The organism is Dokdonia sp. (assembly GCF_039945015.1).
Taxonomy (GTDB): Bacteria; Bacteroidota; Bacteroidia; order Flavobacteriales; family Flavobacteriaceae; genus Dokdonia.
In genome coordinates this window covers 214,149-238,529 of the sequence record NZ_JBDUXP010000009.1, presented here as the reverse complement: position 1 = coordinate 238,529, position 24,381 = coordinate 214,149, and the positions used below count along the sequence as shown (strand labels likewise).

The following is a 24,381-nucleotide window of genomic DNA, read 5'->3' as shown; positions in this document are numbered from 1 at the left end:
TATCTTTATGCATCACTAAGTCTATGTAAGTAAGAGTTCATAACAATAAAATGGATATTTACTTTGCTTAGGGTATGCGATGTCTCCTACTTTTTGATATCCGCGAGCGGTATAAAATTTTTGATTTCTAGGGTTTTGACTAAATGTATCTAGACGTATGGAGATGGCTTTTTGCGCTTTCGCGAAAGCTTCTGCATAATCCATTAATTGGATGGCATAGCCTTTTCTCTGAAAATCTGGATGTACTGCCAGTCTATGGATGTATAGGTTATTACTATTTGGCGAAAGCCAATTCACAGGAATATATTCTTCATCCATAAATGTAGAAATTACAACGATTCCTAGAATACGGCTTTCTACTTTTAAAAGATAGAGTTCGTTGCGGTCTATATCTCTCTCAAAGGCTGATTGAGAAGGGTAATGCTCGTTCCATTGAAAGATCCCTTTTGAGATCATAAACTGAGCACAAGCTTTAGTCAAGGATAGAATTTCAGGGATTTCCGAAATTTTTGCGGGTACAATCACAGATATGGAGTATTTTTGCTTCGTACAGCAAAAATAAGTGTTATTCTATGAAAAATATACTAGTTCCTATAGGATCATCTAATGGTGCCATTACTACATTACAATATGCAATTGATCTTGCACAGAAGATTGATGCCAATGTATATGTGATTTCTGTCTTTCAAGAGTTCTCTAGAGTAGGTGGTATGTCAAAGGTGAATACTTTACTTAAAGAAGAAACAGAAAAGACTATTAACACTGTACTTAATGCTGTAGATAAGAAAGATGTATCTGTAATTGCACATCCTATAAAAGGAGATGTTCTAGAAGGCGTACAACGATTTAATAAGCACGTACCTGTAGATTTGATGGTACTATCTCCTCGAAGTAATTCTGTGAGAGAAGAAGTATATCTTGGAAAAACCTCTGGTAAACTTGTAAAAGAAACAGATATTCCTGTGCTTGTCGTTCCAGAAAATGAAGTGTTTACAGCACCAGAAAAAATACTAATGGCATTTAAGGACGGAAAATTTTCAAAAAAGAAAATTCTAGAACCTATTTGTAAGTTTCAAAAGCATTTTGATAGTAAATTACATCTTTTACAGGTAGAAACACCAGATAGTACTCCAGAAACGTTAGAGGTAAGTGGTAAGTTAAAAAAGATAAGTGCATCTTATACCAAGACAAAAAATGCAACAACATATCAAGGAGTTTTAGAGCATTTTCAATCTCATGAGCCAGATATCATTTGTGTGGTACGCAGAAAACGTGGGTTTTTCAAAAAACTTTGGGAAGCTAATGCGGTCTTAAGAAAAGATTTTTACACAACAAAACCATTACTTATTTTACGAGTTCAAGAATAAGGTAAGTATGGCTTTCCTGTCTGCTGACAGGCAGGCGCAAAAGCGTATATCGACACCTTGGGGATGTAGCTCAGCTGGCTAGAGCGCTTGACTGGCAGTCAAGAGGTCGTGGGTTCGAGTCCCATCTTCTCCACATTAAACAGAAAATCCATTTGTATAAGCAAATGGATTTTCTGTTTAATATTATTATATCAAATATTCTCAATCGAGTAGAAACACCTGATTGAGAGATTGGTAAATCTTTGTATATTACGAGTTAAATCCATATTGTTTATGAAAAGACTAAGCAGGCTATTATATGTATTTATTTTATGCTCTCTATTTAGCTGTAAAGCAATAAAGGAATTTATAAATCCGGATGCTGACAGTGATGGTATATATGACAGAAATGATGCTTGTCCAGAAGTTGCCGGTATATTTGAATTTAATGGGTGTCCAGATTCCGACGGTGATGGTATTCCTGATTCTAAAGATGCTTGCCCTACTTCGGCTGGTGATATAACTCTAGGTGGATGCCCAGATGCTGATGGTGATAATATTAAAGATTCTGAAGATGCTTGTCCAAATGAGGCAGGTTCGCGTGCAAACAACGGATGTCCTTTCCGAGATGCCGATGGTGACGGTATATTAGATAAAGATGATGAGTGCCCAGAAATTGCAGGGATTGTTGGAAATAATGGCTGCCCAGAAGAAGTAATACTGCCTTCAATGGGAGATTTTCCGTATTTTGATTTAACAAATAATCAACCCTCTGGTACCGAAGAGCTATCAAAGAATTATTTTGAAAATGCAAAAAATTGGTCTGATGTAAAAGAGGTGCTTACTTCTGCTTTAGATAAAGCGGGATATGCTCAAAAAAACTACTATTACGTTGAAAATGGTTTTGCAATTGCAACCCAAACGGAACAAACTGATAAAAACGGAATTTCTTTAGAAGGAAGAGATCGATGGATTGTAGATAAAATATATAATCATAAAGAGCATTATAGTATTTTAGAGAGGATTTTAGCTATTGGAGAAAAGCACAAAGGGTATTATCGAAGTTTTGTTTTTGTTGTCTCCCCAAATCCATATAAAGATAATTCTAATTTAGAAAATACTCCTATGGAAACAGTTAAAGAATGGGCTATTAATGGGGCACCTGTTTTACCTAGTGCTATTGGGAAGAATCTTTATACAGAAAGTCATTCTGTTACTGTTTTTATTTATGAATACGAAATATCAGAGAATGATCTACGAGCTACTCAAAACATACCAAGCTTGTTCCCAGGTAAACAAATGGAGCTATCAGGAATATTAGATAAATTAAAATTATGAAAATTCAATTTAGTAAAGCACAAAAAAAACTAGCTATTCTATGGTTTATTTCTTCAGGAATAATCTTAGCGATCATGATCTTTTTTTCATCCCAACATGATAAGTTTAGTCCTAAAGATAATGAAGCATGGGGTTGGATTTTTTCTTCTATTTTGCCTACACTATCTCTTATTATTACAATTTTTGTTATGGATGTAAATAATCGTACGCCTAGCAGACGAGGGGTTGATAGATTTTATTTTAGGCTTGTGTTTTCTATATCATTATTTTATTTCTTAGTGATTCTTTGGGTTTTACTTGCTGATAATCCAGAGCCAGGAATTGTTGTAAGGATGGAACGTTCAAATATGTATTTAGGCCCTCTTCAAGGTCTAGTTGCTGCTACAATTGGCATATTTTTTATTAAAAGAGATACTAACGGTTAGCCTTACTTGTGTAAAATAATTTCCTTAGCGATATAACATCTATTGATATATAGCAATACTGATTTTGCTTAAAGATTTAATTTCTTGACATATATCAAGTTCGTTTTTGTATTATAAATAATACCTTGGATTCGCTAGCGCGTATTTAAAAAAACGGACAGTACATGAGCTCATTATACGAACAAAACCCATCTTTATTACTCGAAAATTCAGAAATAGCCGAAGGATTTAAAAAAATCATGGTTTATAAAAAATTTACAAAGGGTCATTTGTTGTGCGAAACAGGAAACATTTGTGATCACCTGTACATCATTATTTCTGGTATTACACGCATGTTTTACTATAAAGAAAATAAAGATATAACGGTTCATTTCTGTACAGAACAAGAGACTGCTTCTGTTTTTGAAAGTTATGTAAAGCGTGAAAAAAGCAAGTTTAATATAGAGGCGTTAGAAGATGTAGAGGCTATGGAAATTTCTTTTTTTGATATAGAAAATGTACTAATTAAAAACCCAAAATTTGAAAGGTTTGGTCGATTATTTGTACAACAACTTCATTTAAATTTAATAGAAAGAATTAATGATTTACACTTTCATAATGCTAAAGAACGTTATGAAAAATTATTAGAAAGAAAGCCATATTTATTTCAAAGAGTACCCTTAAAACATCTTGCTTCATATCTAAATATTACCCCTGAAACATTAAGTAGAATTAGAGGGAGTAAATAAGGGTATAAAGCGTTTAAATTTTTACTTGAGATGTTTGATCAGAGTGAAGTTTTATGTTTATTGATATTTGTCAAGTGTAATTTGTCTTTATACAGATATATTTGGAATAATTAATAACCGTGCAATTGATTAGAAAAGTAAACTCCTAAAACAATAATGAAGAGCCTAACGTATTATGTAATGCTTTTAATATTAAAATTAAAAGGAGTTAAACAAGAATTCAGTAAAACTCCTATTAATTATAGTAAACTACGAAAAGAAGATGTTAGAACCCCTAAGAATAGCTTGTTTAAGTTACATCAAGTAAAGAGGTTTGTTGAAGCAAAAACATCAATAACAGAAATTATTCCTGCTAGTGCTACGAAGAACTTAATCATCTATTGCCATGGAGGTGCTTTTATTTCAGGACCCTCCAAACATCATTGGGATGCTATAAGAGAAATAGCTACTAAAACAAATGCTATAGTATGGATGATTGATTACCCGAAAGCTCCTGAAAATAAAATAGATGTTATTTGTGAAAATATTGACAAGGTATATTCAAAAGCACTTGAAAAATATATTGCTAATACTATTACTTTAATTGGAGATTCTGTTGGAGGGACTTTAATAATAAGTCTTGTACAAAGATTAGTTTTGGAAGATATAGAACGCCCTTCAAAATTGGTTTTAATTTCTCCAGTTGTTGATGCAACATTATCAAATCCTGAAATTGAAAAGATTGAAAGAATTGACCCAATGCTATCTAAAAAAGGTGTTTTAAGTGCAAAACAAATGTGTGTGGATAATAATGATTTAAGCAATGTGAGAATTTCACCAATTAATGGAAGTTTTGAAGCTTTTCCAAATACGTTAATATTTGCTGCAGAAAATGATATTACGTATCCTGATCAAAAGATTGTAATTGAAAAAATGAAAAATTCTAATACAAACCTTAAAGTCATTATTGGAGATGGAATGCCTCATATATGGCCAATTCTACCTATTATGAAAGAAGCCAAAAATAGTTTAAACAAATTAATAACTTGGATAAATACAGATACCAAGCCCCTTAATTAAAAAGCTTTGTTTAAAAAGTTAAGTTGTTTACATAGAATATTCTTCAAAAACAACTCCCTGATTTCCAATTTCTAAAATCAGCTTTATAAGCACTTTTTCAAATTCTAGGAGGGTTTCTTCAGTAATATTACTGTCTTTATTAATTGTAAAAGGCATAAATCCATTTTTCAATTTCTTGAGAGAAATGATACCCGCTTTTGCTGGAAAAGTAATCTTATTAGACTTATAAAGCATATAGGTGTATAAAAGAATCTGAAATGCTTTTTCATATTTACCTTCAGGAGCGAGTAAGTCTTCCCAGTCTTTTATAATAAGATTCCCTTTATCTACACTTCCTGATTTATAATCTATAATACGGACCTCATTATTGCGCACCTCTATTCTATCTGCTGTCCCTTTTAAAATAGTAGTAAAAGGAAGTTCTGTGCTTTCTAAGGGCGTTTTAAGCTGTTGTTCTAGTTGTACAATGCGTATAATATCTCCTTTGAGAATACTATTCCTTTCTAAAGCTAGGAAATTGACAATATAGCGCTGTATAACCTCATAGATAATAAGATTTTTACCTTTAGAAAGATTCATCTTTTTATAAATAAGATCAAACTGGGCTTTGATTGTAGGCTCTATTTTAGGGAGTATAGCATCGATATGTTGTACAGTGAGTTCTATATTGATATAAGGTTGATAAAGGTATTCTAATGCGTTGTGGATAATTGTACCCATTGTATTGAGGGCAACGACCTCTTCTACTTCTTCCAAATCCTGAATCCCTAATACGTATTTATAATAAAAATGTAATGGATTGCGTAAATAGGTAGATAACGATGAAGGGGATAATCCTGAGGCATATAAATTTTTAAGAGTAGAAATAACAGCGTCTGTCTTTTCTATAGATTGTTGTATCGGTTTTGATACATTGAGAATCGGAGTTGCTACTTGGTGGTGAATTTCATGTATTCCTTCCAATTCTAATTGAAGAATAAATCTACTTTTTTCTGTACTGCCAATTCCCTCAGATGCCGAAGTATACACAAGATGGATATTCTCAGACCTATGTAATAATCTATAAAAATGGTACGCATAAACTGCGTCTTTTTCTTGATATGTTGGTAATTTATGTATGTATTTAAGGTCGTACGGAATATAGGAATTATTACTTTTTCCTGCGGGTAATATACCCTCATTAAGAGATGTTAGTATTACGTTTTTAAAATCTAGTAATCTAGACTCTAGCATACCCATAATTTGTAATCCTTGATGTGGGTCTCCTTGTAAATCGATAGTCTCAGATGATATAGTGTCTCTATAAAATCGAATTAAAGTAGGAATGTTTTCAATATATTTATACGTAGAATTAAGTGTAAATAGTTTATTAAAAGTCTTATAAAAACCATAGAGGTATTCTAAATTAAGTGCATCTTGAGATGGATCAAGTGCATTTTTGAGGACACTTATAAGAGCTAGACAGTTCTCAATAGCTTTTATAGAATTTTCTTCCCAATGACTAAACAAGATTTGTAGTTCTTTAGATAGTGTTGCGACACCTAAAATATTTTGTACATCTTCTATCTTTATAAAAATGATGTTCAATCGTTGAATGGATGTAATGATTGTTTCTACTTGACCTGAGAGTAGTTTATGTAGTATAGGTTGTTGTAATAAAGTAATTACATTTTTATAATAAAATCCTTTTTCGTTATACTCTTTTTTAAGAGTAAAAAAATGTTCAAATAAAGATGCTAGAGGTGTCTGTCTAAGCGGTATCCCCATAGTAACATTAAGATTCTTAATGTTTTTAGGAAGTGCATTAATAATAGGGAGTAATAAGCTTTCATCTCCTAATACCAAAACCGTTTCATTAAGTTGTTCTTTAGAATATGATTCTAATAGATTCCCTACATGTTTTGCAAGTTGCAATCCTTGTGTAACTTCTGTTACTGTAATCTGTTTTTGAGAATTGTAATGGTTGTAAACGGTATCAAATGCATTTGATTTAAAATAGGGCCAGTTCTTTATATGATCTCTCATAAAAAGAGAAGCTTCATGAGAAGTGTTTTGCATAAAATGGGTCTCTGCGTCCCAATAAATAGTACTATTTCCTGTTGCTAGTAATGCTTGAATAAGATGCTGTTCAGATGTATTAAGTGCATTAAATCCAAGGAAGATATGCTTCTTTGTAGTATTATTATGAATGTAATGTTCTATGTCTTCTGCAGCTTTACGATAAATAAGACCTTGATGTGCTGTATTTGCCTCAAGTAATGTAGATGTAAAAAGGGCATAGTATTGAGGAAGTAATTTCCAAAATTTTAAATAATTTTTGACAAGCGAAGTAGATTCCTTTTCATTAGACCAATGGTTTAAATCTTGTATAGCTCCTAAATAATCAAAAAATGATTTGTGGTCTACTAGATACCTGTCTATTTCATTGAAGTCACTTAATATCGTCTGTGCCCACCCATAAAATATAGAGAAAGGTTCTTTATCATCATTTGGAGTTATTTGTGTATATGCTTCATAAAGGGCAAAAACTTGATCTGTTTGAGAGGCCTGTTTAAGGCCAGACAGATATTCTATAAATTCCTCTATACTATAGATTTCAGGAGAAAAAATCGATTTTTTTAAATGCTGAGCTATTGTATTTCGAAGAAAACTTCCTGCACGTCTACTAGGAACTATAAATGCAGTAGAAGAAAGATCCTCTTGTTCTTTTAAACAATTTGTAACAACATCTTCTATAAATGATAACATAGGTCTAAAATAACTACTTCTTTAGAAAGGGGCGATAGTATTTAAAAAAATGTGATTGTATGGCAATAAAAAAAGCCTCGCATTTGCGAGGCTTTTTAATATATGTTTAGGTTTTTCTATTACTTAAGAATAGAAAGCTCTACACGTCTGTTTTCTTGACGACCTGCAGCCGTTTTGTTAGAAGCAATAGGTCTAGCTTCACCAATACCTTTAGATTCTAAACGAGAAGCAGCAATTCCTTTTCCAGTTAAGTAGTTTCTTACAGAAGCAGCTCTTTCATCAGAAAGGTTTAAGTTGTAAGAATCACGTCCTCTATCGTCAGTATGACCTTCAATTAAGAAACGAGTCTTAGGATATTCATTCATGATTTTTGCAACGTTATCAAGAGTTGCATTAGATTCAGCACGAATACTTGCTTTGTTGTAATCAAAAAGAACTGACTTGAATTGTACGTTTAATTCGTTAAGAACTTCAACAGATACTTCAGGACATCCGTTGTTTGCTACAGTACCTGCAACATCTGGACACTCATCATCTTTATCTAATACACCGTCACCATCTTTATCTTGGTAAGGACATCCGTTGTTTGCACGTGGACCTGCCTCATTAGGACAACCATCTTCAGAATCTTTAATACCATCGCTATCAGCATCTGGACATCCACCTAGAGCGGCAGTACCAGCTACAGTAGGACAAGCATCTTTAGGATCAGGGATACCATCACCGTCAGTATCAGGACACCCTTCAAACTCAGCTGAACCAGCTACAGTAGGACAAGCATCTTTAGAATCTTGGATACCATCACCATCAGAATCAGGACATCCATCAAATTCAGGAATACCAGCAACTTCTGGACAAGCATCATCTTTGTCATATATACCATCACCATCAGTATCTTTTCCTCCAAAAGAGAATCCTACAGAAGCAGAATGTTGGAAATGATTGATACCTCTATCATCTTCAAAAGTGTGCTTATATAAAGACTGAAGTCCAACGTTAAAGTTTTCTGATAACCAAAAACGTATACCAGCACCTCCGTTAGCAGTTCCAAATCCTGGAGTTCCTCCAGTTAATTGACTGTCTAACCAAGTATAACCAGCTCCTACTTTTAAATAAGGATCAAACCAGCTACTAGAAATAAGTTCTTTAAGGCTATATGAAACAGCACCATCTACAGCAAAATGTTGTAATTCATTTACAGGGCTACTATCACCTAGTTTATCTATTCTGTTTAATGTTCCTGTTACTCCAACTACAAACCCGTCACCTACATATCTAGAAATGTTAATGTATGATACAGAAGGAACAATGTTCCAGTGATCGTTTACATTATAAAATTCTTCAAATACGCCTCCTCTGATCTCAAGGTTTGTTCCAGCCTCGCGAGCACGGTCTCCAACAGGATAAGTGTCAATAGCATTGGCACCGACACTAATTGCCCAAGGGTTATTTTTGTCTTGTGCATTCACTGACCCGATTACCATGATCAGAAGCGAAGCAACTAAAAATCTGCTAAGATGTTTCATTGTTTATTCTTAATTTTAAGTGTTAATTAAAAGCAAAAGTAAGTTGTTAAAACTAATCAACAAAGATAAAAGTACTAAAATTTTAGAAAATGCACTGCCTTATAGTGTAAAGAATGTTATTTAATGACGTCTAATTCTTTTCCAACTTTTGTAAATGCTTGAATTGCTTTGTCAAGATGTTTAACTTCATGAGCAGCACTCAGTTGTACGCGAATACGGGCTTTACCCCTTGGAACTACGGGAAAGAAGAAACCGATAACATAGATTCCTTCGTCTAATAAAGCATCTGCCATTTTTTGAGAAAGCTTTGCGTCATATAACATAACAGGAACGATAGCAGAATCACCATCAATGATGTCAAATCCAGCTTTTTTCATCCCATTTTTAAAATAAATAGTGTTTGAAGCGAGCTTATCTCGTAAAGATGTATCACTATCCAGCATCTCAAAAACCTTAATTGAAGCACCTACAATTGCAGGAGCAAGCGAGTTAGAAAAAAGATAAGGTCGACTACGTTGTCTTAAAATTTCTATAATCTCTTTTTTTGCCGTGGTATATCCTCCCATAGCTCCTCCTAATGCTTTTCCAAGTGTACCTGTGATAATATCAATTCTCCCCATGACATTTTTTTCTTCCAAAGTACCACGCCCTGTTTCTCCTATAAATCCAGCCGAGTGACATTCATCAATCATAACGAGGGCATCATAAGCATCTGCTAAATCGCATATTTTATCTAATGGCGCAACGAGTCCATCCATAGAAAATACACCATCGGTTACAATGATCTTATGACGGGCTCCTGCTTCATTTGCTTTTTTAAGTTGTTCTTCCAAATCTTGCATATCGTTGTTTTGATAGCGATAGCGAGCTGCTTTACATAAACGAACCCCATCTATAATAGATGCGTGATTTAAAGAATCTGAAATAATAGCATCCTCTGCTCCAAGTAAAGGCTCAAAGACACCTCCGTTTGCATCAAATGCTGCTGCGTATAATATAGTGTCTTCTGTACCATAAAAATCTGCAATCTTTTGCTCTAACTCTTTGTGTATATCTTGAGTACCGCATATAAAACGGACAGAACTCATACCAAACCCATGAGTATCCATAGCATCTTTTGCTGCTTGAATTACTTCTTTGTTTGAAGAAAGTCCTAAATAATTGTTTGCACAAAAATTAATTACCTCTTCTCCAGTCGAGATTTTGATAACCGCATCTTGCGGTGAGGTAATAATGCGTTCTTTTTTATAAAGTCCAGCTTCTTTAATAGAAGCAAGTTCGTTTTGTAAGTGATCTTGTATTTTTCCGTACATGGATTTTTATTTTTTGCAAATGTATAGATTTATAATACCATTTATTTTAAGATTTATACCTTAATAATGGTTACTTCCTTATTTATGTATATTAAAAAAAGATGTTTTATAGTGATATTCATCTCTGTAAGTAGTTGTGCATATTGTTGTACTTGATATGCATGATTTTCTGAAGGGATGCCTGTCTTATAATCCATAATAACAGCATGTCCATCAGGAAGAATCTCTATTCGGTCGGGGATGTATAAAGATCCATCTGCCGAGAGAATTTGCCGTTCGTTATATACTGTATGAGCACGAGAAAAATAAGAACGTAATTCGGGATGGTTTATAACATTGGACAAGACATTTTTTAAAGACTCTCTTTCTTTTATAGATATAATCCCTTCAAGGATGGCTTCTTCAACCGCGTGATCTAGATCTTGTCTATCTATAATTTTTGCCATGAGCTCATGAACTAAATTCCCATACGTAATGGCATGTTGTCGTTCTTCGTTCCATAAGAAACCGGCTTTTGTAATTGTATAGATATTGTGAGATTCCTTTGAAGAAGACATAAAAGGGATCGTTACTATTTCCTTACTCTCATTAGTAACTTCTTTTTCTTTTATGTTTTCTTTTCCATAAGTATAGGATTGGTCGGGACCATTCCAAACATCTGTATGTTTAAGATAAGAGACAAATAGCTCACTAAATGTTTTAGGGGTATTGCTTTCGCGAAAGCGTGATAAGACATATACCCTTTCTACAGCTCTTGTGAGCGCAACATATAATATATTTACCGCATCAAATTGTTGTTGAGAAGTACGCTCTTCATATAGAAATGATCCGTGAGTGCTGTATTCTGAAAGATCTGTTTTATGCCCTACTAATAGGTGTTCAAAACCTGCAAAATGAGATGCTTCTGTAGGATACCAGTGATGCTCATTGCGGTTATTATATAATTCTGAATCTGCATATGGATAGATGACAACATCAAACTCAAGTCCTTTAGATTTGTGAATACTCATAATTTGTACCGCATCACTTTGTGGAGGAGCGACAATACTTAAGGTATCTTTCTTTTCCTCCCAGTAATTTAAAAACCCTATAAGACCTGTGTTATTTTTTTGAGTGTATTCAAAAACGGTATTGAGATATGCAAATAGATAGGCATCTGCTTCTCTTTTTAAATGAAACACACGCACCATATACTCTACGCCTTCATATAAACTTAGCGACTCAAAAATAGCCGATGAAAAATAAATGCCTCGTTCTTCCAATCCTTTTATAAACTCTTGTGTTGGTACTTTTGCCCATTGCGCATAAAAATCGTGAATGTCTTTTATCTCAAATTTATTGACAAGAAAGGAAAGAAGCTTCAAGGTAATTTGAGGCGTGTTAGGTTGCAATTGTAATTCTAATAAGGCGTGTATAAACCGTACAGAAGGAGCACTATTTATTAAAAGACTTTCAGAAGAAACTACTTTAATTTGATGTGCTGTTAAGTATTGTGCGATATGAGCTCCATGCCTATTATTTCTTGTAAGGATACAGATATCACTTTTAAGATACCCTTGTTCAGAAACAGTAGTAATAATTTTTAAAACCTCTTCTGGATATAGCTCATCTGCTTCTTGTATGGTATTAGCTTCTATAAACTGCAAAGAGACAAAACCTCCTTCTTGATGATTATACTTCTGATTATTATCTGTTTTATATATAGATGTATAAGTGGTATCAGAAAAAAAACTAGAGATGTATGTAAAGAAGGTATTATTAAAATTAATGATTTCAGAATAACTCCTATAATTGGTATCCAGTTGTTTAATATTAGCATCATCAATAGAGAAAGGATGCTTGTTTTGTGCTAAATCAATAAATTGTTCTGCTTTTCCTCCTCTCCATCTATAAATAGCTTGTTTAGGATCTCCTACAAGCAACAAACTGTTTTTAACGGTGTCATTACTAGCACTAGAAATAGTGTTGTCTACTAGTGGGATAAGGTTATGCCATTGCACCACCGAAGTATCTTGAAACTCGTCTATAAAATAGTTTGTATACCGTTCTCCAATACGTTCATATATAAAGGCAGCAGGCTGATCTTTTAGTGATTTATAGATAAGAGCATTAAAATCAGAAATTAAGAGGATATTCTCATCTTCTTTAATTTTTTGAAGCTCTTTATTTATTAACTGTAAAACAGATAATGGCACTACTTTTTTTGCAAACTCTAGGATGAGTTGGAGTTTGTAAAATAGCTCTTTAGTTTCTTTAAAACATACAATAAGCTGATCTCTTATGCTGTCAATATCATCTTTTATGTTTTGTTTTTCTGCTTTTTTATAAAAGGTATAACTATCTATATCTTGTTTCCACTTGGCTTTATAATCTACTTCGAGTGTAGGTTTTTGAAGTTTAATAAGATGATTGTAAAAATATTTTCCAGTAAAATGAGTTTCATCTAGTCCTAGACTATGAATGCGTTCTAGATGTTGGGTTGCACTATTTTTTATTTTCGCTTTAAGCGAAATTTCAAGTTGACCCAATCCCTTTTTCAAGTTAGCAAAATCCTCAAGCGTTTTTAATTGTAATTGTTCAACATACGGAGCATCATTTTCACTTGCTAGTAAGCGAGCAATATCATTAAGGTCTTTTGTAATATCCCAGCTTTTATCATCATCTGCTTTTTGAAGTGCAAATTCAACTAAAATATTGGTGATGTGTTTGTTTTTACCAGCTGCATCAATAAGAGCATCTACGGCTCTTGCATGAAGTGTTTTACTATCTAACGATACTTCAAAATTACCTGAGATCTCAAGATCTTTAGAAAATGTACGAAGAATACGGTGTGTTAAGGTATCTATCGTCACTACATCAAAAGCGGCATAGTTATGCAAGATTGCATTGAGAATTTGAGTAGCTCTTTTTGCAATGGTTGTAGGGGATTCTCCAATCTCATCAGATACTTGTATTAACATCGTAGGGATGGTATCTTGAGAAACTGTGTACGTGCTAAAAGCGTATAAATTTTCTAGAATACGCTCTTTCATTTCTTTTACAGCTTTGTTTGTAAAAGTAATGGCAAGGAGTTGTCTATATTTCTTAGGATTTTCACTTGTAAGTAAAGTGGTAACATATGCCTTTACTAAGCTATACGTCTTTCCAGACCCTGCCGACGCATTAAGTACCGTTAAACTATGTGAAGATAACATCGGTTTACTATCCTTTACGATTTTGGAATTACTATAAAAATAGTGTTTTGTTATGGTAACTTTGAGTGGTATAAAGATAGAAAAGCTACTCGACAACGAATAGCTTTTCTAAACAAACCTAACTAACCAACTTAAAATGTAAGAAAAAGTGTGTGTTATATCTAAAATAACATCGCCTTACATAATATAAGACGGTGAGATATAGAAAGGGTTGCTTTTATATAGCATCTTTTTATAAAAAAATAGCAAAACAACTACAAAATGTTGATTGTTATTATAGGAAGTATAAAATCTATCTATGAAGCGATACTAATTTTATAAGGGTAAAGCATTTTAATTGCTATCACTATTACGTAACTTTGTGTGCAATCAATTATTAATCTAAAATTCAACAGATATGTCATTTGAATTACCAAAATTGAACTATGCATACGATGCATTAGAGCCACATATAGACGCACGCACTATGGAAATACACCATAGTAAACATCATAATGGATATACTTCTAAGCTTAATGCTGCTATAGCAGGAACAGATTTAGAAGGAAAAAGTATAGAAGATATATTAGCAAACCTTGATATGTCAAATGGAGGAGTACGTAACAATGGAGGTGGTTTTTATAACCATCGTCTTTTCTGGGAAGTAATGTCTCCTAATGGTGGAGGAGCTCCTTCTGGAGATCTTGCAGATGCCATCAATGCTGCTTATGGAAGTTTTGAAGGATTTAAAGATGCATTCTCAAAAGCAGCGGCAACGCAGTTTGGATCTGGATGGGCTTGGTTATGTGTACATGCAGGAGGAAAAGTAGAAGTATGCTCTACACCAAACCAAGACAATACCCTTATGCCGGGTGTAGGATGTGGAGGAACTCCTATGTTAGGTCTTGATGTATGGGAACATGCATATTATTTAAATTACCAAAACAGACGTCCAGATTATATCAATGCGTTTTTTAATGTAATAAACTGGGATGTTGTAAGCGCAACGTATGCAAAGAACAAATAAGAAAAGTTCTTTTAAGAATATAAAAAGCCACTCTTATGAGTGGCTTTTTTGGTTTTATCGAGCGTTTTTAAGATATGCTCTCAAAACGATAGCATCTTCATAAGTTAGTTGAGGAAATTTAATACAGGGAGCACCATATTCTTGAGTTACTTTATCTTTCTTTAAGTAAAAATGAAAAGAAGAGTCAGAAGAAAAGTTCTTTATACTATTTAATAAGGCTGGACCCGTTGCTCTTTTATATATTTTATGACAAGCTGCACAATTTGATCTAAAGAGCGTTTTTCCTTCTTCTACTAATTCAGAAGTTGGACCTGAAAAAGTATTACCACATATAAAATAATTACCCGTTATTGGTTCCTCAACAGGCTGTTTAGAGTAATCAAGATTCCATAGGATATAACTTAGTAATGTTATACCTATGAGTGTTACCGCATATATGAGTACGGTATTATCTTTCATAGTATCATAATAGTTTTATGACATCTTTTGCAAAATAGCTTGCGATCATATGTGCTCCAGCTCTTTTAATAGCCGTGATCTGCTCCATCATAACGGCATCATGATCTAACCACCCTTTTGATGCTGCTGCTTTAAGCATGGCGTATTCACCACTTACTTGATAAACTGCCACTGGGACATCTACTGCATCGCGTATATCACGTACAATATCGAGATATGCAAGGCCAGGTTTTACCATGACAATATCGGCTCCTTCTTCTATATCCATAAGCGTTTCCTTCACTGCTTCATCGCGATTTGCAAAATCCATTTGATACGTCTTTTTGTCCTTAGGAACATCTTGTATATCTGCTGGAGCGCTATCTAATGCATCTCTAAAAGGCCCATAAAAAGCTGAGGCATATTTGGCACTATAGCTCATAATCCCTGTATTATGAAACCCTTCTTCTTCTAAGAGGATACGCATATCATATATACGACCATCCATCATATCACTAGGAGCCAGAATATCGGCACCAGCTTGCGCGTGTGATAATCCCATTTTAGCCAAAACAGCATTGGTCTCATCATTTATAATTTGACCTTGCCCTACAATACCGTCATGACCATAACTAGAATACGGATCCAGTGCAACATCTGTCATAACAAGCATTTCTGGACAGGCGTCTTTTACCGTTTTAATAGCGCGTTGCATCAGTCCATCAGCATTTATGGCTTCGGTACCTGCATTGTCTTTTAAATTGTCTGGTACTTTTACAAATAGTAACACAGATTTAAGTCCCATATTCCAGAGTTCTTTCACCTCTTTTCCTACAAGATCTAAACTCTGTCTATAGTAATTAGGCATCGAAGGAATTTCTTCTCGAATCCCTTTTCCTTCTACAATAAAAAGTGGAACAATAAAGTCGTTTGGTGTGATAATAGTCTCACGTACTAAGCTACGTATAGCCTCTGAAGTTCTTAATCTACGATTTCTTCGTAATGGATACATAAAATACTGTATTTTGCTATTGCAAATTTACCAAATTAAAAACCGAGTCTACATTTTGCTATCATTAGAAAAAACATTTCAATTTAAATATGCTTGGCGTAGCTATCAGCATCGGTTTTTAGAGAAATTTGATCTTCATTTTGAAGACGCTCACCTTCATGTTGTTGCCCCTCCTGGTTCTGGGAAAACAGTATTAGGATTAGAAATGATTAGGCGTGTAAATCAAAAAACCATCGTCCTTGCGCCTACATTAACGATACGGAATCAATGGGAAGAGCGTATGTTTGAATGTTTTGTAGATGAGGAAACGTGTGATATTCCGCTTTCGCGAAATATTAAACAACCTGCTCATATTACTTTTACGACCTACCAATCATTACATGCCTTCTTTAAAAACGAAATGGAAGGAGATGCTGAAAAACTCGTAGCTTTTTTCGCGAAAGCGAACATAAAAAACATCGTACTAGACGAAGCACATCATCTTAAAAACGAATGGTGGAAACCTCTTTTTGCATTAAAAGCATTACCGACCTGTTCTTTGATTGCACTTACAGCAACGCCGCCGTATGATAGTTCGCAAAGAGAGATTGCAAAATATTTTGAATTATGTGGTCCTATTGACGTAGAGATTGGAGTACCAGAATTAGTGAAAGAAGGGAATTTATGTCCGCATCAAGATTATATTCATTTTTCAGAGCCTGATGATGCTCAAATAAAATATATCAAAGCATTTCGGGAAAAAGTACAGGCATTTGTACACGAGCTTATTGAGGACCCTTCCTTTAAAAATTTTATACTACAACACCCTTTTTATGCCAAAACAGATACCGTATTAGAAGCGATATACGACCAGCCCGATTTGTATGCTGCAATCCTTATATATTTAAATGCCGCAAAAACAGACATTTTACCAGGTAAAGTCGCATTGTTGGGCATAGAAACAGAAATAATAGCCATTCCTGTCTTAACCTTTCCTTGGATGGCAGTTTTATTAGAATCTATATTAGTCACAGATCGAGCATCTTTTCCTGAACAGGAGGTCCTTCTAAAAAAGATGGAGAATTCATTGCGCAAAATAGGGGCATTTGATAAACAGCAAATACTATTGGAAGGGAACAAAGAATTATATACTTCTCTTACACAAAGCCCTAACAAACTAAAAAGTATTCAAGAGATCATCTCTTTTGAGTCTGAACAATTAAAAAATGGGCTACGAGCTGTTATCCTTGCAGATTATATTAGGAAAGAGTTCTTAGAATCTATTGCAGAAGAAGATTTGCCTACCATAAATAAATTGGGGGTTGTTCCCATATTTCATTATTTAAGAGCTTCTCTAGCGCGAGATCCGGAAAAATGGCAAGAAGAGAATAAGCAAGAAAAACTAGCAGTACTTACAGGGACACTTGTTATTGTACATGATCGATTAAGAGAACATATTGCTAAAGAAATTCCAGAAGATTATTATACAGTATCCCCTTTAGGAGAGACAGATTTTCTAATTCTTAGACCTAAAGAAAAAGGCAAAAGTCATATCGTTAGTGTTATGACAGCGCTATTTACAAAAGGGCATATAGAAGTATTGATAGGAACAACATCACTACTTGGTGAAGGATGGGATGCTCCTGCTATAAATACATTGGTGCTTGCTTCGTATGTAGGATCTTTTGTGATGTCTAATCAGATGCGAGGAAGAGCGATACGCGTATATCCAAAATATCCAGATAAAGTGGCTTCTGTGTGGCACCTTGCTTGTATTGATCCTACCAATATTGATGGGGGAGAGGATTTAAAAAAGCTGTATCATAGATTTGATGCTTTTTGTGGGATATCTCTGCAAGGACAATCCTATGTAGAAAACGGCTCAGATCGATTTGCGCTTCCTAAAAAGGAGTTTGATGCAACGACGCTCAATGAGAGGATGTTTTCTTTGGCAATGCAACGAGAAGAAGTCAAGCTACGTTGGAAACATGCAATTACTACGGGTAATATTCTTGTGAGAGAATTAAAATTAGATTTTAATGAGGTTTCTCAGACCACTGCGAAAACATCAACAAAACAAAGAATATATCTTAGAAAAGTAATAGAACTTGTTGTAATAGAAGTACTGTTTCTAGTACTATGTGTATTATCTTTTATAGCATTTTCATACACTTCTTTGTCTAGAAGTCTCACAGTATCTCTTCTGATTATTTTTATAGGAGGTTTTATCAAGTATTTTCCTAAAATGCAAAATGCATTACAATTGTTTTTAAAATATGGACAGGTAGATAAAGCATTGTATAAAATAGGCAAGACACTCTTACATGCTTTATATGAAAAAAAATTAATCAACACCTCGTTTTCAAAAGTTACTTTGGAAGTTCAAAAAAATGGTGAGAAAGAAGTTACTTGTTTTATTAGTGGTGCTACAGTAAAAGAGGAAGTCTTGTTTGTAAATAGTTTGAGGGAGATCGTTCAGGCAATAGATAATCCAAGATATATGATTAAAGAGTTTGACGGAATGCAGAAAACATTTGGATTTCCAAAATACTATGGAGTTCCTTCGGTCTTTGCTGAGCGTAAAAAAGATGCGACATTATTTTTAAACCATTGGCAACGTCATAAAGGCAAGGCTATTTTAATCTTTACAAGGAATAAAGAGGGGCGTAAAAAACTATTAAAAGCACGTTTTCATTACTTAAATACAGAAGGTGGATTTAAAACAAAAACAGCAGCCATATGGAAGTGATTTTACTCTTCTTTTAACTTTATTGAGGATTTTTGTAGGGATATAAATATTATAAATAAAGCAGGCATATGCCTGCTTTATTTCTTTTCTACAAAGAGTATAGTCTTATTTTATTAGCAATTTGCTTGACAAGCTCTTAAACTAGCAAAACAATGAGAGTGTCCATCCTCTCTACAGTCTGCAAAATCTTGCCTACATTCTTGAAGACAGCTATTGTTCATCCCTCCATGAATATGAAGTTGTTGTTCTTTTTTTAAGGGCAAAACCCCTTCTAGTTTTGAAATGTTTTTTAACATGATGTACGTTTAATTAGTTAGTATACAGATGAATATACAAAAAATAAATTCTAACTAGCTTAAAAAGAACAGATTAAACCCTAGGCTGGTTTATAGAAGCCTGATCCATCAGATGCTCACACTACTCTAAATTTCTTATAAACTTCTCGGCATTGATCTGTACATCATCTTCTCCTTGTTGATCAAAAGGATTTTCTAGATGTGATTGGATATTATCTAGCGCTACTAAGATGACGCTAAAAAGTACAGGGACAGCAAACTGTAATCCATAGTTGAAATTGGTTGCATTTTCTGCAAAATGTGGTCCGTATATAATAGGTAAAATCACAATAAAAATATCGCTATATGTTCTCAATGTACGTGGTGTTCTGTATTGATAAATATGCTTGATACGCTCAAAAGAAATCATCATTTTGCTTATAAATTGATTGGACCTTGAGGCTTCTCCAGAGGGAAGACCATGACTTCTCATTTCTTTCACAAAGAGCGATAATCTATGAAAACTTTCATATACTTCTTTCTCGTTTTCTTCTAGTGCTTTTACTGGTTGACTAAACATTTTACGACAAGAGTCTAATAAACCATTCATAGATGCCTTAAGTTCGCTTTTAAGTGTTTCTGGTGGATTTTCTAACCAGTGAGATACTGCAAAATATAAAGCTCTTCCATGTGCTTTAATAGCGCCATATTCATCCAGAGCGACTTCACGTCGTTTATAAGCACCACCTATAGAAAACACAATAGGAAATACAATAGCTGTGCTTATAAAAGTAAGTGGAAAATTTGCTTTGATATGATAATGCAAACAAAACATAGTAGAAGCAATGGATAGCCCTGTTATTAAGAGTGTTTTCCAATTAATAATAAGGAAGATGCGTTTAAATATATACCACATAATTAATGTCTAATTATTCGTACTATACCCATTCTTTAGGGTTTTTTAATATTTCTATGAGTCTAGCTTCTTCACTTCCTTCTTCAGGATGATGATCGTATTTCCATTGCACGACAGGAGGCAAACTCATTAAGATACTTTCTATACGACCATTTGTTTTAAGACCAAACAAGGTGCCTTTGTCATGTACGAGATTAAATTCTACATAACGACCACGACGTACTTCTTGCCAATCTTTTTGCGCTTTCGCGAAAGCGGTATCTTTCCTACGCTTCACTATGGGTGTGTAAGCTTCTAAAAAACTATCACCTACAGTGGTGACAAAGTTATACCAATCTTGCATAGAAGTATCTTCTGTTTTTTTAAGATAATCAAAAAATAACCCTCCTAATCCACGGCCCTCACCACGATGAGCATTGTAAAAATATTCATCACAACGTGCTTTGTATTTTGGATGAAATTCAGGATGATGTGCGTCACAAGCTGTTTTACAAATCGTATGAAAGTGTATGGCATCTTCATCAAAAAGATAATATGGTGTAAGGTCTTGCCCTCCGCCAAACCACTGATCTACGATTTCTCCATCTTGGTTATACATTTCAAAATAACGCCAGTTTGCGTGTACGGTAGGTACCATTGGGCTTTTAGGGTGAAGTACAAGTGAAAGTCCACAGGCAAAGAAGTTGGCGTCTTTTACACCAAAATACTGTTGCATAGTTTCTGGTAATTTCCCGTGTACTTGTGAGATATTAACTCCTCCTTTTTCAAAGACATTTCCATTCTCGATGACACGTGTACGACCACCACCACCTTCAGGACGTTTCCATAAATCTTCTTGAAATGTAGCTGTGCCATCGATGGCTTCTAGTGTAGAAGTGATAGTATCTTGTAGGGTATGGATATAGGTTACAAATTGTTCTTTCATAAGGTATATACTTCTTAAGAGAGTTGTTTATTTTCTTTAGAGGTAGGAAGTTGTTGCTTTTTATCAGGCTCTATTAAATTAATGGTCTGTACTGTTGCCGCAGTTACAGAAATAGGTAGGACAAGAATCACCCCTATAATTGGGATTAATAAGAAAAGCATAAAAACAATACCATTCCCGATAGCATACCCTTTATGACTTCTTACAAATTGTACACTCTTATCGTACTTATAATGACGTTCTAAGGTATAATCCATATTCCCAAAACCAGCATAATAAGCCTGTACTAAGAATAATAAAATAGTACTTAGAATTCCTATGACAGGAATAAAACTAAATAATAAAATAGGGATAGTAAGAAGCAATTCTAGACTTAGGTTACGTACGTTTATTCGGATACCACGCCATAGTTGTGCTTTAAAGGTAGTATCTCTATGTAGGTGATCTGTCCCTAATATATGTGTTTCTATTTTTTCTGATACAGGACTCATAAATGGAGCACTTAATGCCATAATAATATGTTTATAAAGGATCAATCCTATAGCTATTACGACAAGTGCTCCTAAAAAGGAGGCGATAGTTTCAAAGGTTTGCGATCCCCAATCCCAAGGCCAAATACCAGAAATCCAATGACCAATATTATCAGATAATCCCCAGGCGGTAAAGCCAATGATTACTGCAGTAAGAAGGCTAATGAGCATAGGAATGGCAAAGTATTTCCAAAGCCCTAATTTTGAGATAAGCCCAAAAGAAGTTCCATATGTTTTGAGGCCATTTATAATACCTTTAATCATCTTCTATATGTGTTAATGTGTTAGGGTTTTCTTGCATTTGTTGAACGGTTGTATGCTTTTGCGAAAGCGGAAGCATTACCATCACTAATTGTATTAACTGACTTTCACTCGCATCTGCATGTTGTTGTGCAAATGTACGTCCTATGTGATTATTATGTAAATCCATGGCTCTAGCTAATTCTGGGTTAATTGAAAAATCCTCATGCCAATCTGTAATACGTTTTGCCCAGGCAGTCGCTTTTTTTATAGAAGCCCATCGTTTGCATTTATGGATAATGAACACATTCCATAAGGCATGTCTGAATGCATTTGCTCTACCATTTTTATGATGTGCTTTTCCAAATTTCTGATCACAAACGGCAACCGTTTTACGAGTAGCAATATAGGTAGGAATCATAAATAATGGATATCGTAAGCAAAATCCGGCAAGACTCCAGAGCTGCTTAAAATCCATTGATTTTATGATCTTGTTGAGGTTCACACTACTCTTTATATTCTTTTACTGCCTCAATAAATGCACCTGCATTTTCTAAAGGGATCGTAGGTAAAATACCATGACCAAGGTTTACAATGTATTTGTCTTTCCCAAAACTACGGATCATCTCGTGCACCATACGCTTGATTTCACTAGGAGGTGAGAATAATCGTGTAGGATCAAAATTCCCTTGTAAAGTGATATTACCACCTGTTAAATAACGAGCATTACGAGCACTTACAGTCCAATCAATACCTAATGCCGAAGCACCAGATTTTGCCATTGTATCTAGTGCAAACCAACATCCTTTTCCAAAAGCAATTACAGGAGATTCGTCTTTTAAGGCATCTATAATTTGCTGGATGTATTGCCAAGAGAATGTTTGATAATCTACAGGAGAAAGCATACCACCCCAACTATCAAAAACTTGTACAGCATTTACACCTGCTTTTACTTTTTCTTTTAAGTAAGCGATGGTAGTATCTGTAATTTTTTGAAGTAATGCATGCGCTGCAAGTGGTTGTGTAAAACAAAATTCCTTTGCAAGATCAAAGTTTTTAGACCCTTGCCCTTGTACACAATAACAAAGAATTGTCCATGGGCTTCCAGCAAAACCAATTAATGGAATTTCATCATTGAGTTTTTCCTTTGTCATTTTTATAGCATCCATGACGTACCCCAATGTTTCCTGAATGTCTGGAACGATTACTTGTTCAACATCTTTGGCAGAACGTATAGGGTTAGGTACCCAAGGACCAATATTAGGCTTCATCTCTACATCTATATTCATCGCTTGCGGAATCACTAGAATATCTGAAAATAAAATAGCTGCATCCATCCCATAACGACGTATAGGTTGTACCGTAATTTCACTAGCAAGTTCTGGAGTCTGGCAACGTGTGAAGAAATCATACTTTGCTTTGATTTCCATAAATTCTGGAAGATATCTCCCTGCTTGACGCATCATCCATACTGGTGGACGGTCTACAGTTTCTCCTTTTAGAGCTCGTAAAAATAAATCGTTCTTTATCATAATTTCATGTGATATCTGTACTATTGGATACCTTGTTTTTTTAATGTGTTTACTGCCTTTGCAATCGTGCTTTCTATGGTTGTTGCATTAGAGACCACTATATTTTGAGTGTATTTCTTAACTTCTGTGGCTGTGGTTTCTCCTATGCAAAATGCGGTTGATATTGTGTTTGCTTTCGCGAAAGCGGATACACCACTTGGACTATAAAATAAAAAACCATCAAACTTCTGATTAAATGTTTGCTCGTTTAGATGAGTTTCATAAGTCACAATTTCGTTACACGAAATACCAGCTTCTTTTAAAATAGTGGGTAATTCATCTCTTCTTTGATTTCCGCAGAAATAGGTAAAATGTTCGTTTTGATGGTTTTTTGCTATAAAATGACCCAATTCTTCTCCATTTTGAGCTGCTTTAACCACTTTTAATCCATTTTTCTCTAAAAGTGCTGTTGTTTTATTTCCAACACAAAAACACATCAAACCTATTTTTTCTTCTTGTAAATCATTCGAATTGATAAAAGCATTTGCTCCATTTTGACTTGTAATAATGATATTTCCTAAGCCTTTTGGAATTTCAAAATCAATAGATTCTATTGAGATCGCATCATACTCCACAAAACTTACTCCGGCATTGAGAAGTAATTCTCGCTGGTTAGGTTTTAATTTTTTTGTGGATAGCACCCTCAACCCAACCTTCTCCCTCGAGGGAGAAGGAGGTGTTTCTCCTTTTCTTTTAAGAATATCATCATAAATAAATTGAGTGTTTTTAAGTGCTGTTTTATTTGGATAACGTAGTACTCGATACCCTAATCCTCTTATATGAGTATCTCTTAGTTCATCTTTTTCTTTTTGATAGGTGTCATTGTGGTATTCTCCATCAAGCTCAATGACTAACATAATCTCTATACAACAAAAGTCAACGATATATTCTTTAATAGGGTGTTGTCTTCTAAATTTAAGATCTTCAAATTGTCTATTTCTAAGTAATTCCCATAGATGCGCTTCAGCAGGTGTTTGTTCTTGCCTTAAGTGACGAGCGATATCTTTTTTAGTACTCTTTTTCATAATACTCCCTTCTCAGTGGGAGAAGGGTTGGGGATGAG

The 24,381-nt window shown here is 34.4% G+C and carries 20 protein-coding genes, 1 tRNA gene and 1 pseudogene; 8 read left to right on the top strand and 14 right to left on the bottom strand.

What is annotated here, in order from left to right; translation table 11 throughout:
- Positions 1 to 21: 21 nt before the first annotated feature.
- Positions 22 to 525 carry a GNAT family N-acetyltransferase gene (locus ABJD27_RS08660; protein WP_348173974.1) on the bottom strand — a complete coding sequence of 168 codons (504 nt, stop codon included), beginning with the start codon at positions 523 to 525 and terminating at the stop codon, positions 22 to 24.
- A gap of 47 nt (positions 526 to 572) precedes the next feature.
- On the opposite strand from ABJD27_RS08660, the gene ABJD27_RS08655 reads away from it, so the two are divergent.
- The 6 genes and pseudogenes from ABJD27_RS08655 (at position 573) to ABJD27_RS08630 (ending at position 4,896) form a co-directional block, all read left to right on the top strand.
- A complete protein-coding gene (locus tag ABJD27_RS08655) occupies positions 573 to 1,367 on the top strand; it encodes a universal stress protein (RefSeq protein ID WP_348173975.1) in 795 nt (264 codons plus the stop codon).
- A 59-nt stretch (positions 1,368 to 1,426) separates the two neighbouring features.
- A tRNA-Ala gene (locus ABJD27_RS08650) sits at positions 1,427 to 1,500 on the top strand.
- 221 nt (positions 1,501 to 1,721) lie between these two features.
- A pseudogene (locus tag ABJD27_RS08645) lies at positions 1,722 to 2,057 on the top strand (thrombospondin type 3 repeat-containing protein); the annotation flags it as partial.
- A gap of 623 nt (positions 2,058 to 2,680) precedes the next feature.
- The gene (locus ABJD27_RS08640; RefSeq protein WP_348173976.1) at positions 2,681 to 3,109 is read left to right on the top strand and encodes a hypothetical protein; all 429 of its coding nucleotides are present in this window, start codon (positions 2,681 to 2,683) and stop codon (positions 3,107 to 3,109) included.
- 164 nt (positions 3,110 to 3,273) lie between these two features.
- Positions 3,274 to 3,837, top strand: a complete 564-nt coding sequence (locus ABJD27_RS08635; protein WP_348173977.1) for a Crp/Fnr family transcriptional regulator — start codon at positions 3,274 to 3,276, stop codon at positions 3,835 to 3,837.
- A gap of 156 nt (positions 3,838 to 3,993) precedes the next feature.
- The gene (locus ABJD27_RS08630) at positions 3,994 to 4,896 is read left to right on the top strand and encodes an alpha/beta hydrolase (RefSeq protein WP_348202029.1); all 903 of its coding nucleotides are present in this window, start codon (positions 3,994 to 3,996) and stop codon (positions 4,894 to 4,896) included.
- A gap of 27 nt (positions 4,897 to 4,923) precedes the next feature.
- On the opposite strand, the gene ABJD27_RS08625 is transcribed toward ABJD27_RS08630, so the two are convergent.
- The 4 genes from ABJD27_RS08625 to ABJD27_RS08610 all read right to left on the bottom strand — a co-directional run bounded on the left by ABJD27_RS08625 (position 4,924) and on the right by ABJD27_RS08610 (position 13,677).
- Positions 4,924 to 7,644 (bottom strand): PD-(D/E)XK nuclease family protein, encoded by a 2,721-nt coding sequence (locus ABJD27_RS08625; RefSeq protein WP_348173981.1) that lies wholly within the window; start codon positions 7,642 to 7,644, stop codon positions 4,924 to 4,926.
- A gap of 119 nt (positions 7,645 to 7,763) precedes the next feature.
- The gene (locus ABJD27_RS08620; RefSeq protein ID WP_348173983.1) at positions 7,764 to 9,170 is read right to left on the bottom strand and encodes an OmpA family protein; all 1,407 of its coding nucleotides are present in this window, start codon (positions 9,168 to 9,170) and stop codon (positions 7,764 to 7,766) included.
- 116 nt (positions 9,171 to 9,286) lie between these two features.
- Positions 9,287 to 10,483, bottom strand: coding sequence for a glycine C-acetyltransferase (gene kbl, locus ABJD27_RS08615; protein ID WP_348173984.1), 1,197 nt, complete (start codon positions 10,481 to 10,483; stop codon positions 9,287 to 9,289).
- 53 nt (positions 10,484 to 10,536) lie between these two features.
- A complete protein-coding gene (locus ABJD27_RS08610) occupies positions 10,537 to 13,677 on the bottom strand; it encodes a UvrD-helicase domain-containing protein (RefSeq protein WP_348173986.1) in 3,141 nt (1,046 codons plus the stop codon).
- A gap of 397 nt (positions 13,678 to 14,074) precedes the next feature.
- On the opposite strand from ABJD27_RS08610, the gene ABJD27_RS08605 reads away from it, so the two are divergent.
- Positions 14,075 to 14,683 carry a superoxide dismutase gene (locus tag ABJD27_RS08605; RefSeq protein ID WP_348173988.1) on the top strand — a complete coding sequence of 203 codons (609 nt, stop codon included), beginning with the start codon at positions 14,075 to 14,077 and terminating at the stop codon, positions 14,681 to 14,683.
- A 54-nt stretch (positions 14,684 to 14,737) separates the two neighbouring features.
- Here ABJD27_RS08605 and ABJD27_RS08600 read toward each other — a convergent pair whose 3' ends face one another.
- Together ABJD27_RS08600 and hemB are read right to left on the bottom strand one after the other, a co-directional pair.
- Positions 14,738 to 15,142 carry a cytochrome c gene (locus tag ABJD27_RS08600; RefSeq protein WP_348173990.1) on the bottom strand — a complete coding sequence of 135 codons (405 nt, stop codon included), beginning with the start codon at positions 15,140 to 15,142 and terminating at the stop codon, positions 14,738 to 14,740.
- A 4-nt stretch (positions 15,143 to 15,146) separates the two neighbouring features.
- Entirely contained in the window at positions 15,147 to 16,133 is a 987-nt protein-coding gene (gene hemB / locus ABJD27_RS08595) for a porphobilinogen synthase (RefSeq protein ID WP_348173992.1), read from the bottom strand.
- 55 nt (positions 16,134 to 16,188) lie between these two features.
- Between hemB and ABJD27_RS08590 the strand changes: the two genes are divergently transcribed.
- Positions 16,189 to 18,861, top strand: a complete 2,673-nt coding sequence (locus ABJD27_RS08590; protein ID WP_348173994.1) for a DEAD/DEAH box helicase family protein — start codon at positions 16,189 to 16,191, stop codon at positions 18,859 to 18,861.
- A gap of 113 nt (positions 18,862 to 18,974) precedes the next feature.
- Here ABJD27_RS08590 and ABJD27_RS08585 read toward each other — a convergent pair whose 3' ends face one another.
- From ABJD27_RS08585 to ABJD27_RS08555, 7 genes are all read right to left on the bottom strand, one after another.
- Complete coding sequence (locus tag ABJD27_RS08585) at positions 18,975 to 19,157, bottom strand: hypothetical protein (RefSeq protein ID WP_348173996.1); 183 nt, start codon at positions 19,155 to 19,157, stop codon at positions 18,975 to 18,977.
- Positions 19,158 to 19,278: 121 nt separating this feature from the next.
- Complete coding sequence (locus ABJD27_RS08580) at positions 19,279 to 20,052, bottom strand: hypothetical protein (protein ID WP_348173998.1); 774 nt, start codon at positions 20,050 to 20,052, stop codon at positions 19,279 to 19,281.
- 22 nt (positions 20,053 to 20,074) lie between these two features.
- On the bottom strand, positions 20,075 to 20,977 hold the full coding sequence (gene hemF, locus ABJD27_RS08575) for an oxygen-dependent coproporphyrinogen oxidase (protein ID WP_348174000.1): 903 nt from the start codon (positions 20,975 to 20,977) through the stop codon (positions 20,075 to 20,077).
- Positions 20,978 to 20,991: 14 nt separating this feature from the next.
- Positions 20,992 to 21,771, bottom strand: a complete 780-nt coding sequence (locus ABJD27_RS08570; RefSeq protein ID WP_348174001.1) for an EI24 domain-containing protein — start codon at positions 21,769 to 21,771, stop codon at positions 20,992 to 20,994.
- The gene (locus ABJD27_RS08565) at positions 21,764 to 22,225 is read right to left on the bottom strand and encodes a hypothetical protein (protein WP_348174003.1); all 462 of its coding nucleotides are present in this window, start codon (positions 22,223 to 22,225) and stop codon (positions 21,764 to 21,766) included. The genes ABJD27_RS08570 and ABJD27_RS08565 overlap by 8 nt, the downstream gene beginning before the upstream one ends.
- A 28-nt stretch (positions 22,226 to 22,253) precedes the next feature.
- Positions 22,254 to 23,279, bottom strand: a complete 1,026-nt coding sequence (gene hemE / locus ABJD27_RS08560; RefSeq protein ID WP_348174005.1) for a uroporphyrinogen decarboxylase — start codon at positions 23,277 to 23,279, stop codon at positions 22,254 to 22,256.
- 20 nt (positions 23,280 to 23,299) lie between these two features.
- A complete protein-coding gene (locus ABJD27_RS08555) occupies positions 23,300 to 24,343 on the bottom strand; it encodes a DUF559 domain-containing protein (protein WP_348174007.1) in 1,044 nt (347 codons plus the stop codon).
- Positions 24,344 to 24,381: the final 38 nt, after the last annotated feature.

Coding starts and splice junctions, on each gene's coding strand:
- ABJD27_RS08605 (WP_348173988.1), top strand. CDS start 14,075: ATGTCATTTGAATTACCAAAATTGAACTATGCATACGATGCATTAGAG.
- ABJD27_RS08655 (WP_348173975.1), top strand. CDS start 573: ATGAAAAATATACTAGTTCCTATAGGATCATCTAATGGTGCCATTACT.
- ABJD27_RS08610 (WP_348173986.1), bottom strand. CDS start 13,677: ATGTTATCTTCACATAGTTTAACGGTACTTAATGCGTCGGCAGGGTCT.
- kbl (WP_348173984.1), bottom strand. CDS start 10,483: ATGTACGGAAAAATACAAGATCACTTACAAAACGAACTTGCTTCTATT.
- hemB (WP_348173992.1), bottom strand. CDS start 16,133: ATGTATCCATTACGAAGAAATCGTAGATTAAGAACTTCAGAGGCTATA.
- hemE (WP_348174005.1), bottom strand. CDS start 23,279: ATGATAAAGAACGATTTATTTTTACGAGCTCTAAAAGGAGAAACTGTA.
- ABJD27_RS08585 (WP_348173996.1), bottom strand. CDS start 19,157: ATGTTAAAAAACATTTCAAAACTAGAAGGGGTTTTGCCCTTAAAAAAA.
- hemF (WP_348174000.1), bottom strand. CDS start 20,977: ATGAAAGAACAATTTGTAACCTATATCCATACCCTACAAGATACTATC.
- ABJD27_RS08640 (WP_348173976.1), top strand. CDS start 2,681: ATGAAAATTCAATTTAGTAAAGCACAAAAAAAACTAGCTATTCTATGG.
- ABJD27_RS08580 (WP_348173998.1), bottom strand. CDS start 20,052: ATGTGGTATATATTTAAACGCATCTTCCTTATTATTAATTGGAAAACA.
- ABJD27_RS08565 (WP_348174003.1), bottom strand. CDS start 22,225: ATGGATTTTAAGCAGCTCTGGAGTCTTGCCGGATTTTGCTTACGATAT.
- ABJD27_RS08555 (WP_348174007.1), bottom strand. CDS start 24,343: ATGAAAAAGAGTACTAAAAAAGATATCGCTCGTCACTTAAGGCAAGAA.
- ABJD27_RS08630 (WP_348202029.1), top strand. CDS start 3,994: ATGAAGAGCCTAACGTATTATGTAATGCTTTTAATATTAAAATTAAAA.
- ABJD27_RS08620 (WP_348173983.1), bottom strand. CDS start 9,170: ATGAAACATCTTAGCAGATTTTTAGTTGCTTCGCTTCTGATCATGGTA.
- ABJD27_RS08635 (WP_348173977.1), top strand. CDS start 3,274: ATGAGCTCATTATACGAACAAAACCCATCTTTATTACTCGAAAATTCA.
- ABJD27_RS08600 (WP_348173990.1), bottom strand. CDS start 15,142: ATGAAAGATAATACCGTACTCATATATGCGGTAACACTCATAGGTATA.
- ABJD27_RS08570 (WP_348174001.1), bottom strand. CDS start 21,771: ATGATTAAAGGTATTATAAATGGCCTCAAAACATATGGAACTTCTTTT.
- ABJD27_RS08625 (WP_348173981.1), bottom strand. CDS start 7,644: ATGTTATCATTTATAGAAGATGTTGTTACAAATTGTTTAAAAGAACAA.